At 70.2% G+C, this 13544-nt stretch carries 15 protein-coding genes; 14 read left to right on the plus strand and 1 reads right to left on the minus strand.

Annotated features, from left to right (window positions below):
• Positions 1 to 25: 25 nt before the first annotated feature.
• The 11 genes from lepB (G3I71_RS34170) to G3I71_RS34220 all read left to right on the plus strand — a co-directional run bounded on the left by lepB (G3I71_RS34170) (position 26) and on the right by G3I71_RS34220 (position 9627).
• Entirely contained in the window at positions 26 to 742 is a 717-nt protein-coding gene (gene lepB / locus G3I71_RS34170) for a signal peptidase I (RefSeq protein ID WP_164320837.1), read from the plus strand.
• Entirely contained in the window at positions 735 to 1817 is a 1083-nt protein-coding gene (gene lepB / locus G3I71_RS34175; protein WP_164320839.1) for a signal peptidase I, read from the plus strand. Before lepB (G3I71_RS34170) ends, lepB (G3I71_RS34175) begins: the two co-directional genes overlap by 8 nt.
• Entirely contained in the window at positions 1708 to 2736 is a 1029-nt protein-coding gene (gene lepB / locus G3I71_RS34180) for a signal peptidase I (protein WP_164320841.1), read from the plus strand. The genes lepB (G3I71_RS34175) and lepB (G3I71_RS34180) overlap by 110 nt, the downstream gene beginning before the upstream one ends.
• 90 nt (positions 2737 to 2826) lie before the next feature.
• Entirely contained in the window at positions 2827 to 3576 is a 750-nt protein-coding gene (lepB, locus tag G3I71_RS34185; RefSeq protein ID WP_164320843.1) for a signal peptidase I, read from the plus strand.
• 37 nt (positions 3577 to 3613) lie between these two features.
• Entirely contained in the window at positions 3614 to 4090 is a 477-nt protein-coding gene (locus G3I71_RS34190) for an NUDIX hydrolase (protein WP_164320984.1), read from the plus strand.
• A gap of 55 nt (positions 4091 to 4145) precedes the next feature.
• Positions 4146 to 4454 carry a DUF2469 domain-containing protein gene (locus G3I71_RS34195; protein WP_003965949.1) on the plus strand — a complete coding sequence of 103 codons (309 nt, stop codon included), beginning with the start codon at positions 4146 to 4148 and terminating at the stop codon, positions 4452 to 4454.
• Between the two features lie 107 nt (positions 4455 to 4561).
• A complete protein-coding gene (locus tag G3I71_RS34200) occupies positions 4562 to 4984 on the plus strand; it encodes a YraN family protein (protein WP_164320845.1) in 423 nt (140 codons plus the stop codon).
• Positions 4984 to 6609: a YifB family Mg chelatase-like AAA ATPase gene (locus tag G3I71_RS34205; RefSeq protein ID WP_164320847.1), complete on the plus strand. Its 1626-nt coding sequence runs from the start codon at positions 4984 to 4986 to the stop codon at positions 6607 to 6609. Before G3I71_RS34200 ends, G3I71_RS34205 begins: the two co-directional genes overlap by 1 nt.
• The gene (dprA, locus tag G3I71_RS34210) at positions 6606 to 7808 is read left to right on the plus strand and encodes a DNA-processing protein DprA (RefSeq protein WP_164320849.1); all 1203 of its coding nucleotides are present in this window, start codon (positions 6606 to 6608) and stop codon (positions 7806 to 7808) included. Before G3I71_RS34205 ends, dprA begins: the two co-directional genes overlap by 4 nt.
• Positions 7809 to 8130: 322 nt before the next feature.
• Positions 8131 to 8973, plus strand: a complete 843-nt coding sequence (gene whiG / locus G3I71_RS34215; protein WP_164320850.1) for an RNA polymerase sigma factor WhiG — start codon at positions 8131 to 8133, stop codon at positions 8971 to 8973.
• Positions 8974 to 9069: 96 nt separating this feature from the next.
• On the plus strand, positions 9070 to 9627 hold the full coding sequence (locus tag G3I71_RS34220) for a TetR/AcrR family transcriptional regulator (protein ID WP_164320986.1): 558 nt from the start codon (positions 9070 to 9072) through the stop codon (positions 9625 to 9627).
• Positions 9628 to 9776: 149 nt separating this feature from the next.
• Here the strand turns inward: G3I71_RS34220 and G3I71_RS34225 are convergent, their stop codons facing one another.
• Positions 9777 to 10382, minus strand: coding sequence for a M23 family metallopeptidase (locus tag G3I71_RS34225; RefSeq protein ID WP_164320852.1), 606 nt, complete (start codon positions 10380 to 10382; stop codon positions 9777 to 9779).
• Positions 10383 to 10652: 270 nt separating this feature from the next.
• Here G3I71_RS34225 and rpsB point away from each other — a divergent pair, with 270 nt between their 5' ends.
• The 3 genes from rpsB (at position 10653) to pyrH (ending at position 13525) form a co-directional block, all read left to right on the plus strand.
• Positions 10653 to 11618: a 30S ribosomal protein S2 gene (rpsB, locus tag G3I71_RS34230; RefSeq protein ID WP_164320854.1), complete on the plus strand. Its 966-nt coding sequence runs from the start codon at positions 10653 to 10655 to the stop codon at positions 11616 to 11618.
• 99 nt (positions 11619 to 11717) lie between these two features.
• Entirely contained in the window at positions 11718 to 12563 is an 846-nt protein-coding gene (gene tsf / locus G3I71_RS34235) for a translation elongation factor Ts (RefSeq protein ID WP_164320856.1), read from the plus strand.
• A gap of 203 nt (positions 12564 to 12766) precedes the next feature.
• Positions 12767 to 13525 (plus strand): UMP kinase, encoded by a 759-nt coding sequence (pyrH, locus tag G3I71_RS34240; protein WP_164320859.1) that lies wholly within the window; start codon positions 12767 to 12769, stop codon positions 13523 to 13525.
• The last annotated feature ends 19 nt before the right edge of the window (positions 13526 to 13544 follow it).

Raw genomic sequence — 13544 nt, forward strand, 5'->3', positions numbered from 1 at the left:
CGGGGCCGGATAACATCCTGCCCCGATGAACACCGAAGCACAGCCGACGGAGCGCGACCGCTCCTCCCGCCCTGTTCGATCCGAGGAGAACTCGGACACCGAGGGGCCGGAGGACCGGTCGCGTTTTGCGTTGGTGTCCCGGGCGGCCGAGTGGCTCCCGGGCGGACGGATCACCCTGACCGTGCTGGTCTTCCTGGTATTTCTGCTCCTCTTCAGCAGGTTTGTCATCCAGCCGTTCGAAATTCCCAGCAGCTCGATGGAGCGCGGATTGAGGATCGGGGACCGCGTTCTCGTAAATAAGTTCGCGTACCGTTTCGGTGCCGAGCCGCAGCGCGGTGACGTCGTCGTCTTCGACGGAACCGGCTACTTCGGGCACGCCGACTACATCAAGCGCGTTGTGGGTGTGGGGAGAGACCACGTGCTCTGCTGCGACAAGGAGGGGAGAATCGAGGTGAACGGCCGGTCGGTCGACGAGTCGACGTTCCTTTACCCCGGTGACAGCCCGTCCACGGTGTCCTTCGACGTCGTGGTGCCCGAGGACGGACTCTTCGTCCTGGGGGACCACCGCAGTGACTCCAGCGACTCCCGGGACCATCTGGGTTCGCCCGGCGGCGGCATGGTCCCTGTGGGCAGGGTGATCGGCCGGGCCGACTGGATCGGCTGGCCCAGTGGGCACTGGACCCGTCTGGACCGACCCGGCGCGTACGCGCGTGTGCCCGCCGCGGACGGTGTCCATGGGTAACCGCGGCAAGCCGCGCGGGGCGCCCAGCACCGTCGCCGACCAGCTGCTGCCCACCGGCTCGCGCCGGGCCTCCGGTGCCGCCGCCAGGCCGGGGCGGGCCGAGCGCCGCAAGCTCCAGCGCAAGGTCAAGCGGCGCAGAAGGCGTTCGGCCGTCAAGGAGATACCCCTTCTGGTGGGCGTCGCGGTCCTCATCGCACTGGTCCTGAAGACGTTCCTCGTGCAGGCGTTCGTTATCCCGTCGGGCTCGATGGAGAACACGATCCAGATCGGCGACCGGGTCCTCGTGGACAAGTTCACCCCCTGGTTCGGCTCCGAGCCCCAGCGCGGTGACGTGGTCGTCTTCAAGGACCCCGGCGGCTGGCTCGACGACGAGCCGACCACTGCGAAGGGCGAGGACCCCATCGTCGTCAAGCAGGTCAAGCAGGGGCTCACCTTCATCGGCCTGCTGCCCTCGGACAACGAGAAGGACCTCATCAAGCGGGTCGTCGCGGTCGGCGGCGACACCGTCAAGTGCTGCGACTCCGAGGGCCGCGTGACCGTCAACGGCATGCCGCTCAACGAGACGACCTACATCCACCCCGGCAACAAGCCGTCGTCGTTCACATTCGAGGTGAAGGTTCCCGAGGGACGCCTGTTCGTGATGGGCGACCACCGGGCCAACTCCGCCGACTCCCGCTACCACCGCACCGAGGCGTACAGCGGCACCGTGTCCGAGAGCTCCATCGTGGGCCGGGCCATGGTCATCGCCTGGCCGTTCGGCCACTGGACCCAGCTGGAGGAGCCGGACACGTTCTCCTCGGTGCCGGGTGGGTCGGCCACCGCCCTCGGCGCGTCGCATAGGGTGGCTTCCGCGGATCGGTATGGATCGATCCCGCTCCCGACCCCTGCGGAACTCCCGCTCGTTATGGGAGTGGTGGGCCTGCGTCGCATCCGGCGCAGGCGGCGGTTCGGAGTGAGGAGTGGACGTGGGGGATTTGGCGGTCGGCGCACGGTCCGGACAGGACGGTCCCGAGGAACAGCGCCCCGCGGAGCCGGTTTCACCGGCCGCAGAGGACGCGGTCCCCGCCGAGAGTGACCCCGGGGCCCAGGGGCTCGCCGGGAGTGGCCCAGGGTTCTCAGGGACGGGCGGGGGGGACTCCGGGAACTCCGGGGACGACACCGCTCAGGACCTCGACGAGTCCGGCCACAAGCCCAGGAAGCAGCGCTCCTTCTGGAAGGAGTTGCCGCTGCTCATCGGCATCGCGCTGGTGCTCGCGCTGCTGATCAAGACCTTCCTGGTCCAGGCGTTCTCCATCCCTTCGGACTCCATGCAGCACACGCTGGAGCAGGGCGACCGGGTCCTCGTCGACAAACTGACCCCCTGGTTCGGCTCCGAGCCCGAGCGCGGTGAGGTCGTCGTCTTCCATGACCCCGCCGACTGGCTGGCCGGCGAGCCGACCGTCGAACCGAACCCCGCGCAGCGGGTCCTCGGCTGGATCGGCCTGATGCCGTCCGCCAATGAGAAGGACCTCATCAAGCGCGTCATCGGAGTCGGCGGCGACACCATCGAGTGCAACGGCACCGGCCCGCTGAAGGTCAACGGCCAGCCGCTCAACGAGCCGTACGTGTACTCGGGGAACACCCCGTGCAGCGTCGACGACCAGGGCGGCCAGTTCAAGGTCACGGTACCCAAGGGCAAAATCTGGGTCATGGGTGACCACCGTCAGAACTCGCTGGACTCCCGGTACCACCAGGAGGACAAGAACCAGGGCTTCGTCCCCGTGGACAACGTCGTCGGCCGCGCGATCGTGGTCGCCTGGCCGCCCACCCGCTGGGACACGCTGCCGATTCCCGACACGTTCGACCAGAACCTGAGCGCCGCAGCTCCGGGCGCGCTGGGCCTCGCGGGCGCCGTCCCGCTGGTCCTGTGGCGCAGGCGCCGCGCGGTCGGTCGTACGACTGCTCCCGTTACCGTCGGAAACTCCGGTGTTCCCGGGCCGGGTACCGCCGGGTAGGGTGCCGTCCCAGGCAGCCGATCTTCCGTGGCCCGGCCAGTTGGCGCAGGGGCCACGGGGATCGCCTCTCCGAGCTGGGAGAACACTGGGATGAGCGGCACGACGACACGTACGGACGAGGGCCACGGGCGGCTCGGCAGCAAGCTGTCGGGACTGGTCATGGCCCTCGGCTGTGTGCTCTTCCTGGGCGGCTTCGTCTGGGGCGCGATCCTCTACCGGCCGTACACCGTGCCGACCGACTCCATGTCGCCCACCATCGTGGCCGGTGACCATGTGCTGGCCCAGCGCGTCGACGGCGGCGAGATCGAGCGCGGTGACGTCGTGGTCTTCAGGCAGGAGAGCTGGGGCGACATGCCCCTGGTCAAACGGGTCGTGGCCGTGGGCGGCGACACGGTCTCCTGCTGCACGGACGGCAAGCTGGTCGTCAACGGCAAGCAGATCCAGGAGTCCTACCTGCGCAAGGGCCAGCTCGCCGAACTGACCAGCATCCCGTCGATCACGGTCCCCGAGGGGCGCCTGTTCCTGCTCGGTGACGAGCGCACCGGCTCCCTGGACTCCACGGCCCACCTCACGGAGGCCTTCAACGGCACTGTGCCGCGGAGTTCGGTGGACGCCCGCGTCGACGCCGTGGTGTGGCCCATGAACGGCATGCTGGCCCGTCCCACGGGCTTCGAACCCCTGGGGGGCCTCTCCACGCCGGGCCCGCTGCGGCTGCTCACCGTCGCGATCGTGGTGGGCGGGGTGCTCGTCCTGGGCGGCGGCGCCTACGGGCCGATCGCCGCGCGGGCGGCGAAGCGGCGCGGTGCCGCCGCGGTGGCGGAGCCGGCCGGTGCCCGCTGAGGTGGTGGGCGCTGCGGACGACTCGTACGACGGCGGTATGCGCAAGGTGTCCCGGCTGGTGCTCCTCGATCCCCGGGAACGGATCCTGCTCCTGCACGGGCACGAGCCGGACGATCCGGCCGACGCCTGGTGGTTCACTCCCGGCGGCGGTCTCGAGGGCGACGAGACCCACGAGGAGGCGGCGTTGCGGGAACTCGCGGAGGAGACCGGCATCACCGAGGTCGAACTCGGTCCGGTGCTGTGGCGGCGCAGGTGTTCCTTCCCGTTCGCGGGGCGCCGCTGGGACCAGGACGAGTGGTACTACCTGGCCCGTACGGAGCGAACGGAGACCCGGGCCACGGGTCTCACGGAGCTGGAACGGCGCAGTGTCGCCGGAGCGCGCTGGTGGACGTGCCAGGAACTGACCCAGGCACATGAGACGGTGTATCCGACCAGACTCGCCGAGCTCCTGCGCAAGGTGCTCGACGAAGGTCCCCCGGCCATGCCCGAGGTCCTCGAGACGGAAATCGTCTAGGGGCTCGCGGCACTGGCGCACAATGGGGGGACGCACGGCTGAAGGGGAACATGCCATGAGCGCCGAGGACCTCGAGAAGTACGAGACCGAGATGGAGCTGAAGCTCTACCGGGAGTACCGCGACGTCGTCGGTCTGTTCAAATATGTGATCGAGACCGAACGGCGCTTCTACCTCACCAACGACTACGAGATGCAGGTGCACTCGGTCCAGGGCGAGGTGTTCTTCGAGGTGTCCATGGCGGACGCCTGGGTGTGGGACATGTACCGGCCGGCCCGGTTCGTGAAGCAGGTGCGAGTACTCACGTTCAAGGACGTGAACATCGAGGAGCTGAACAAGAGCGATCTGGAGCTCCCCGGCGGCTGACCGTCACCCGTGAGGGTGGCGGAGTTATCCACAATGCCGAGGTTGTCCACCAAGATCCAATAGCTCGCTGAACTGACCGCATTGTTGGCGCCGGAGGTGGTGCCGACATGAACACACGCCATGCACAAGGCGGCGGACAGAGCAGCGCGCGGGGCAACGCACAGCGCGGAGCACTGGGCAGGTACGGCGAGGAACTGGCCGCGCGGCGGCTGACCGAGGCCGGGATGACGATCCTGGACCGCAACTGGCGCGCCGGCCGGACCGGCGAGATCGACATCGTGGCCCGGGACGGCGACGCGCTCGTCGTCTGCGAGGTCAAGACCCGCCGCGCGGCCGGACCGGCGGGGGCCTTCCAGCACCCGATGGCGGCCGTCACGCCGGTCAAGGCCGAGCGGCTGAGGGGCCTCGCCGAGCGCTGGGTCCAGGAACACGGGGGAGCGCCACCCGGCGGCGTCCGCATCGACCTGGTCGGTGTGCTGCTGCCAGAGCGCGGTGCGCCCGTGGTGGAACACGCGCGGGGGGTGGCGTGATGGGATTCGCCCGTACGTGTTCGGTGGCCCTGGTGGGTGTCGAGGGCGTGGTCGTCGAGGTCCAGGCGGATCTCGAACCCGGCGTCGCCGCGTTCACCCTGGTGGGCCTGCCCGACAAGAGCCTGACGGAGAGCCGGGACCGGGTCCGGGCCGCGGTCGTCAACTCGGGAGCCGCCTGGCCGCAGAAGAAACTCACGGTGGGGCTCAGCCCGGCGTCCGTGCCCAAGAGCGGCAGCGGGTTCGATCTCGCCGTCGCGGCGGCCGTCCTCGGGGCCGCCGAGCGGATCGATCCCCGGGTCCTCGCCGACATCGTGATGATCGGAGAACTGGGCCTCGACGGCAGGGTGCGACCGGTCCGGGGCATTCTGCCGGCGGTGCTGGCGGCGGCCGACTCGGGATACGAACAGGTGGTCGTACCGGAGTGCTCCGCCGCCGAGGCCGCGCTGGTCCCCGGGGTGTCGGTGCTCGGCGTGCGCAGCCTGCGCCAGCTGATCGCCGTCCTCACGGACGAGCCCGTACCCGAGGAGGAACCGGACGAGCACGGCCGCCCCGACCCGCTCATGGCGGGCCTGCGGATGCCGGGCACCGGGGCGGCCACGGGCATGCACAGCATGGGCGCCGCGCAGTACGACAACGGCCACGACCTGGCCGACGTCGTGGGCCAGCACTCGGCGCGCACGGCGATGGAGGTGGCCGCGGCCGGCGGCCACCACCTGTTCCTGGAAGGGCCACCGGGGGCCGGCAAGACGATGCTCGCCGAGCGGATGCCCGCAGTCCTGCCCCGGCTCACCCGGGAGGAGTCGCTGGAGGTCACCGCCGTGCACTCGGTCGCGGGCCTGCTGCCGCCGGGCAAACCCCTGATCGACACGGCGCCCTACTGCGCCCCGCACCACTCGGCCACCATGCAGGCGCTCGTCGGCGGCGGACAGGGCGTGGCGCGGCCCGGAGCCGTCTCGCTGGCTCACCGCGGAATTCTCTTTCTGGACGAGACCCCGGAGTTCGGCAGCCAGACGCTGGACGCCCTGCGCCAGCCCCTGGAGGCCGGGCATGTGGTGATCGCGCGGAGCGCGGGGGTCGTGCGGTTCCCGGCCAGGTTCCTGATGGTCCTGGCGGCCAATCCGTGCCCGTGCGGCCGTTTCTCGCAGCGGGACACCCTCTGCGAGTGCCCGCCCTCCGTGATCCGGCGCTATCAGGCCCGGCTGTCGGGGCCACTGCTCGACCGGGTCGACCTGCGGGTCGAGGTGGACCGGGTCACGCGCTCCCAACTCATCGAGCGCGGGGCGCGGGGCGAGTCCACGGCGACGGTCGCCGAGCGGGTGCGGGCGGCCCGGGAGCGGGCGGCGGCGCGGCTGGTGGGAACCCCGTGGCGGACCAACAGCGAGGTGCCGGGACGGGAGCTGCGCAGCCGGTGGCATGCCGTGCCCGGCGCGATGGAGGAGGCCGAGCGCAATCTGGAACGGGGCGTGCTCACCGCGCGCGGGATCGACCGCGTCCTGCGGGTCGCCTGGACGGTAGCGGACCTGGTCGGCCACGACCGGCCCGACGCGGTGGACGTCGCCCTGGCGCTGCAACTGCGTACGGGGGTGCCGCGAGGGGTGCCGATGGCCATCGGGGCGCTGACATGACGGGGGATGCGGCCGGGGACGCCGACGGCGCGGTGAGTGGAGAGTCGGCCGGCCAGTTGGGCGTGGAAGGGCTTGCCCGGGTCTTCCTCACCCGGGTCGTCGAGCCGGGGGACGAGGTCGCCGGGCGGTGGGTCCGGGAGTACGGGGCCGCGGAGGTGGTACGGCGGCTGCGGGACGGCGGGCCGATGCCGACCGGGGTCACCGCGACCCGGTGGGCGGGGCTGTGCGCGCGGGCGGCACAGGCCGAGCCCGAGCGGGATCTCGCCGTCGCGCGGGCGGCGGGGGTGCGGTTCGTGTGGCCGGGCCGACCGGAATGGCCGGCCCAGCTCGACGACCTCGGGGACGCGCGGCCCACGGGACTGTGGGTGCGTGGGCGGCCCAGCCTGCGGATGTGGGCGCTGCGGTCCGTCGCCGTGGTGGGCGCCCCCGCCTGCACCGAGTACGGCGCCCACATGGCTGCCACGCTCGCCGCCGGGCTCGCGGAGCGCGGGTGGGTGGTGGTGTCGGGTGGCGCCTACGGGGTCGACGGGGCCGCGCACCGGGGTGCGCTCGGTGCGGGCGGGGCCACCGTCGCCGTACTCGCCTGCGGGGTCGACCGGCCCTACCCGCGCGGACACACCCAGTTGATCACCAGAATCGCCGAACAGGGCCTGGTGGTGGGTGAGTTGCCGCCCGGTGACCATCCGACGCAGAGCCGGTTCGTGATGCGGAACCGGGTGATCGCGGCCCTCACTCGTGGGACCGTCGTCGTCGAGGCCGCGTACCGCAGCGGTTCGCTCGTCACGGCGCGGGCGGCGCAGCGGCTGGGGCGGTTCACGATGGGGGTGCCGGGACCTGCGACCAGTGGACTCTCCGCCGGTGTGCACGAACTCCTGCGTGGCGAGGCGATGCTGGTCACCGACGCCGCGGAAGTCACCGAGCTGGTCGGGGACATGGGTGACCTGGCGCCGGACCGGCGGGGGCCGGTGCTCCCGCGTGATCTGCTGGAACCGGCGGCGGTACGAGTCCTGGCCGCGCTGCCCGCGCGCGGGACGGCGACGGTGGACGACATCGCTCGGGGCGCGTCGACGGTGAAGGACGACGCGGTCGCCAGACTGTACGAGCTCCGATCACTTGGTTACGTCGAACGACACGACGACGGCTGGAAGTTGACACGCCAGGCGATGATCTCCGTCCGGTCCGGCCGGGACCGGTGCTGACCGAGCGTGTTCGGCCGTCCGGGGGATGCCCGACGCCCTTGGTAATTCCCGCAGTTGGTCCGCACCGATGGTCACACAGGGCAACGGGCATGACCCTGGAGGGCGTCAAGCGGAACGTATCTGCGTACGCCCTGTCCCCCAGACCTCGCACACTGCGACACCCCAGTCACGCTACGCTCACGTGGATTCCGGCGCAGACCGCCAGTCGGGCAGGCAATTCGGCCAGACGGGTAATTCGACATCAGACCGCAACAGACCGACTGCCCACCCGGGCACTCCTCCAGACACCACCGGTTCACGGCAGAACGGCACAAGGCGACGTATGCCCCAGCACACCTCCGGGTCCGACCGGGCGGCGGCCCCACCGGCAGCCCGCGACGGCGGTAACGGGCGCCCGCCCGCTCCCTCGACGCTCGACGAGCTGTGGCGTTCGTACAAGACGACGGGCGACGAGCATCTGCGCGAGCAGCTGATCCTGCACTACTCGCCGCTCGTGAAGTACGTCGCCGGCCGGGTGAGCGTCGGGCTGCCGCCCAACGTCGAACAGGCGGACTTCGTCTCCTCCGGAGTGTTCGGGCTGATCGACGCGATCGAGAAGTTCGACATCGAGCGGGAGATCAAGTTCGAGACGTACGCGATCACTCGCATCCGGGGCGCGATGATCGACGAACTGCGGGCGCTGGACTGGATTCCGCGGTCGGTGCGGCAGAAGGCGCGGAACGTGGAGCGGGCGTACACGACGCTGGAGGCGCGGCTGCGGCGCACGCCGACGGAGGGCGAGGTGGCCGCCGAGATGGGCATCGCGGTCGACGACCTCCACGCGGTGTTCAGCCAGTTGTCGCTGGCGAACGTGGTGGCGCTGGAGGAACTGCTGCACGCGGGGGGCGAGGGCGGGGACCGGCTGAGCCTCATGGACACGCTGGAGGACACCGCCGCCGACAACCCGGTCGAGGTGGCCGAGGGCCGGGAGCTGCGGCGGTTTCTGGCGCGGGCGATCAACACGCTGCCCGACCGGGAGAAGACCGTGGTGACGCTGTACTACTACGAGGGCCTCACCCTCGCGGAGATCGGCAACGTGCTGGGCGTGACCGAGAGCCGGGTCAGCCAGATCCACACCAAGTCGGTCCTGCAACTGCGCGCGAAGCTGGCGAGCTTCGGTCGCTGACCTGGACGGTCGGGCGACCCGGGTGAGCGGAGTCTCTCCCCTCCGGGGCGCTCCGTCCGTACAGTGGTTGACGTGCCAAGGATTCGAGCGGCCTCCGTGGCCGAGCACCGGTCGATGCAGCGAGCCGCCCTGCTGGACGCGGCGAGATCCCTGTTGTCCGAGGGCGGGACGGAGGCGCTGACGTTCCCGGCCCTGGCCGAGCGGACCGGGCTCGCGCGGTCGTCCGTCTATGAGTACTTCCGGTCGCGGGCGTCCGTCGTCGAGGAACTGTGCGAGGTCGACTTCCCGGTCTGGGCGGCCGAGGTCGAGGCGGCGATGGCCGCGGCGGACGAGCCCGAGGGCAAGGTCGAGGCATATGTGCGCCGACAACTCGCCCTGGTGGGCGACCGGCGGCACCGGGCCGTCGTGGCGATCTCGGCGAGTGAGCTGGACGCGGGCGCCCGGGAGAAGATCCGGGCGGCGCACGGCGGGCTCGTCGCGATGGTGGTCGAGGCGCTGCGGGACATCGGGCATGCGCAGCCCCGGATGGCCGCGATGCTGTTGCAGGGGATCGTCGATGCGGCTGTGCGGCGGATCGAGTTCGGGGTTGCCGAGGATCCCGCGGTGATCACGGATGCGGCTGTGGGGATGGCTCTGCGGGGTGTACAGGGCTGAGTCGGCCCCGTGATCCGGGGCTGGCGTCGGGGGCTTTCGCTTGCCCGCGCTCGCGGGGTGCCGCCCTCTGCGGGACGGGCGCCGCCCCGCGCCGCCCCTGTCGGCATGTATGCCCGGAGGCCGCACGGGTGGGCGCACGCCGACGGCGGCTAGGTGGGCAGGGGCACGCCCAATACCGGTAGTAGGCGGGACGGGCCCCGGTGCAGCAGCCAGGGGGGCAGTAGCGTCAGGGGGTCCAGGTACGTGTCGCCTCTGAGCAGGCCCCAGTGGACGCATGTCGTTGTGCAGTGCCCGGCACCGATCTCCACCGCGCCCACAACCTCGCCCGCCGTCACCTCCGCGCCCTTCTCGACCGCGGCCGTCACCGGTTCGTACGTCGTTCGCAGGGGCGGGGTGCCCGTGCCCGAGAGTTCCACGGAGACGACTCCCCGTCCCGCCACCCTGCCCGCGAAGTGCACCCGGCCGGCGGCCACCGCGCGAACCGGGGCGCCGGGAGCCGCCGCCAGGTCCACGCCCCGGTGGCCCCTGGCGTAGGGCGTCGGGGGCGGTTCCCAGGCGCGCAGGGCCAGGGGGCGGGTTCCCACCGGCCAGTTACGGGCGATCGTGGGGGTGGGAGAGGCGTCCGTGGTCGGTGATGGCTCTGTCGGCGGGGCCGCACCGGTACCGGTTCCCCGTGCCGTCGATGACGTCGTCAGTGACAGCGTCAGGGTCAGCAACAGGCCCAGGCCCGCACGCACTCCTCGTTTCGCTCGCATGGGCGGAGCCTGGCGTGATTCGGGACGGTCCGGGTGGGCCTGTGGAGTACTGACCGGTTGTGGATATCGGCGTCACCCGAGGCCTCGCGGGTCCCGTACACTTCCTTTGGCGATCCGGGTGACCGGGTCGACTTCGCACGCCCCGACATCCGGCCCCTACACGGTGGGTGTCAACGCCTCTCGGTCCCTCGCGGCAAGGCGTATGTGGGCGTCAGGCGCGGGTGCCGTCCGGTACCCGCGGCACAACCGAGAAACACAAGGAGAACGGCCATGGCCGTCGTCACGATGCGGGAGCTGCTGGAAAGCGGCGTCCACTTCGGTCACCAGACCCGTCGTTGGAACCCGAAGATGAAGCGCTTCATCTTCACGGAGCGCAACGGCATCTACATCATCGACCTGCTCCAGTCGCTGTCGTACATCGACCGCGCCTACGAGTTCGTCAAGGAGACCGTCGCCCACGGCGGCACGGTCATGTTCGTCGGCACGAAGAAGCAGGCGCAGGAGGCGATCGCCGAGCAGGCGACCCGCGTCGGCATGCCCTACGTCAACCAGCGCTGGCTGGGCGGCATGCTCACCAACTTCTCGACCGTCTACAAGCGTCTGCAGCGCCTCAAGGAGCTTGAGCAGATCGACTTCGAGGACGTCGCCGCGTCCGGTCTCACCAAGAAGGAGCTTCTCGTGCTCTCGCGCGAGAAGGCCAAGCTGGAGAAGACCCTCGGTGGTATCCGCGAGATGTCCAAGGTGCCCAGCGCCGTCTGGATCGTGGACACCAAGAAGGAGCACATCGCGGTCGGTGAGGCCCGGAAGCTCCACATTCCGGTCGTCGCCATCCTCGACACCAACTGCGACCCCGACGAGGTCGACTACAAGATCCCGGGCAACGACGACGCGATCCGCTCCGTCACCCTGCTCACCCGCGTGATCGCCGACGCTGTCGCCGAGGGCCTCATCTCCCGTTCCGGCGTCAACACCGGTGACAAGGGCGAGAAGGCTGTCGTCGAGCCCCTCGCGGCCTGGGAGCGCGACCTCCTCGAGGGCGAGAAGAAGGCCGACGACGCCGAGGCGCCCGCCGCCGAGACCGCTGCTGCTGAGGCCCCCGCCGCTGAGGCCGCTGCCGAGGAGGCTCCGGTCGAGGAGGCTCCCGTCGAGGCCGCCGCCGAGGCCGAGGTTGCCGCTGAGGCCCCCGTCGAGGCTCCCGTCGCCGAGGCTCCGGCCGCGGACGACGAGCAGGCCTGACCCTCACCCCTTCGGGTTGTCGACGGCGGGGGCACCTCCATCGGGCCCCCGCCGTTCGATCCGCAGATCTTTCAGACTTCGAGAGAGACTCCCAGAATCATGGCGAACTACACCGCCGCCGACGTCAAGAAGCTCCGTGAGCTCACCGGCGCCGGCATGATGGACTGTAAGAAGGCGCTGGACGAGGCCGAGGGCGATGTCGACAAGGCCGTAGAGGCCCTGCGCATCAAGGGCCAGAAGGGCGTCGCCAAGCGCGAGGGCCGTTCCGCCGAGAACGGCGCTGTCGTCTCGATCATCGCCGACGACAACACCTCCGGTGTCCTCGTCGAGCTGAAGTGCGAGACGGACTTCGTCGCCAAGGGCGAGAAGTTCCAGGCCGCCGCCAACGCGCTCGCCGAGCACGTCGCCAAGACCTCCCCGGCCGACCTGGAGGCGCTGCTCGCCTCCGAGATCGAAGCCGGCAAGACGGTTCAGGCGTACGTCGACGAGGCCAACGCCAACCTGGGCGAGAAGATCGTCCTGGACCGCTTCGCGCAGTTCGCGGACGGTTTCGTGCTGGCGTACATGCACCGCACGATGCCCGACCTGCCCCCGCAGATCGGTGTCCTCGTCGAGCTGGACAAGCAGACCGACGAGGCCGCTGCCGTGGCCAAGGGCATCGCCCAGCACATCGCCGCCTTCGCGCCGAAGTACCTCTCCAAGGAGGACGTGCCGGCCGAGGTCGTCGAGACCGAGCGCCGTGTCGCCGAGGAGACCACCCGCGCCGAGGGCAAGCCCGAGGCCGCCCTGCCGAAGATCGTCGAGGGTCGCCTCAACGGCTTCTTCAAGGACGCCACGCTGCTCGGCCAGCCGTACGCGCTGGACAACAAGAAGTCCGTCCAGAAGGTCCTGGACGAGGCCGGTGTCAGCCTGAAGCGCTTCACGCGCATCAAGGTCGGCATCTGAGTCCGTACCGCGATCGACGCGCGGCCCACGTAGGGATACCTATAGGGTCGACGGCAGTCGCGCGCGTACGCCGTCACGCACGCGCGCGTGGCGGACGACAGCAGATCTGACGAGGAGGCCATTGCCGAGCATGGGATGCGATCGACACCCCATCGGCAGTGGCCTTCTTCGTATGTGTGACACGTGAAGAGGCGAGATTCTCCATGACCACCAAGGCCCAGAAGAGCGACGACGGCAAAGTGCGCGGGCGGTACATGCTGAAGCTGTCCGGAGAGGCCTTCTCCGGTGGCGGGGGCCTGGGCGTCGACCCCGACGTGGTGCACAAGATTGCCCGTGAGATCGCGGCCGTCGTGCGCGACGGCTCCCAGATCGCCGTCGTCCTCGGCGGCGGCAACTTCTTTCGCGGAGCGGAACTCCAGCAGCGCGGCATGGACCGGGCCCGCTCGGACTACATGGGCATGCTCGGCACCGTCATGAACTGCCTCGCGCTCCAGGACTTCCTGGAGAAGGAGGGCATCGACAGCAGGGTCCAGACCGCCATCACCATGGGCCAGGTCGCCGAACCGTACATCCCGCTGCGTGCCGTACGACACCTGGAGAAGGGCCGTGTGGTCATCTTCGGTGCCGGTATGGGCATGCCGTACTTCTCCACCGACACGACCGCCGCACAGCGCGCCCTGGAGATCGACGCCGAGGCGCTGCTGATGGGCAAGAACGGCGTGGACGGGGTCTACGACTCCGACCCGAAGACCAACCCCGAGGCCGTCAAGTTCGACTCGCTCGGCTACGGCGAGGTCATCACCCGGGACCTCAAGGTCGCCGACATGACCGCGATCACGCTGTGCCGTGACAACAAGCTCCCGATCCTCGTCTTCGAGCTTCTGACCGAGGGCAATATCGCGCGGGCCGTCAGGGGTGAGAAGATCGGCACACTCGTCGGTGAACAGGGCAGCCGGGACTGACCGGGGATCAGCCCTGCCC

It is taken from the genome of Streptomyces sp. SID12501 (assembly GCF_010550245.1).
GTDB lineage: Bacteria > Actinomycetota > Actinomycetes > Streptomycetales > Streptomycetaceae > Streptomyces.

Excerpts from the sequence above, each read along its gene's own strand:
- lepB (WP_164320837.1), top strand. The coding sequence starts at position 26 with ATGAACACCGAAGCACAGCCGACGGAGCGCGACCGCTCCTCCCGCCCT.
- lepB (WP_164320839.1), top strand. The coding sequence starts at position 735 with ATGGGTAACCGCGGCAAGCCGCGCGGGGCGCCCAGCACCGTCGCCGAC.
- lepB (WP_164320843.1), top strand. The coding sequence starts at position 2,827 with ATGAGCGGCACGACGACACGTACGGACGAGGGCCACGGGCGGCTCGGC.
- G3I71_RS34190 (WP_164320984.1), top strand. The coding sequence starts at position 3,614 with ATGCGCAAGGTGTCCCGGCTGGTGCTCCTCGATCCCCGGGAACGGATC.
- G3I71_RS34195 (WP_003965949.1), top strand. The coding sequence starts at position 4,146 with ATGAGCGCCGAGGACCTCGAGAAGTACGAGACCGAGATGGAGCTGAAG.
- G3I71_RS34200 (WP_164320845.1), top strand. The coding sequence starts at position 4,562 with ATGAACACACGCCATGCACAAGGCGGCGGACAGAGCAGCGCGCGGGGC.
- G3I71_RS34205 (WP_164320847.1), top strand. The coding sequence starts at position 4,984 with ATGGGATTCGCCCGTACGTGTTCGGTGGCCCTGGTGGGTGTCGAGGGC.
- dprA (WP_164320849.1), top strand. The coding sequence starts at position 6,606 with ATGACGGGGGATGCGGCCGGGGACGCCGACGGCGCGGTGAGTGGAGAG.
- whiG (WP_164320850.1), top strand. The coding sequence starts at position 8,131 with ATGCCCCAGCACACCTCCGGGTCCGACCGGGCGGCGGCCCCACCGGCA.
- G3I71_RS34225 (WP_164320852.1), bottom strand. The coding sequence starts at position 10,382 with ATGCGAGCGAAACGAGGAGTGCGTGCGGGCCTGGGCCTGTTGCTGACC.
- rpsB (WP_164320854.1), top strand. The coding sequence starts at position 10,653 with ATGGCCGTCGTCACGATGCGGGAGCTGCTGGAAAGCGGCGTCCACTTC.
- tsf (WP_164320856.1), top strand. The coding sequence starts at position 11,718 with ATGGCGAACTACACCGCCGCCGACGTCAAGAAGCTCCGTGAGCTCACC.
- pyrH (WP_164320859.1), top strand. The coding sequence starts at position 12,767 with ATGACCACCAAGGCCCAGAAGAGCGACGACGGCAAAGTGCGCGGGCGG.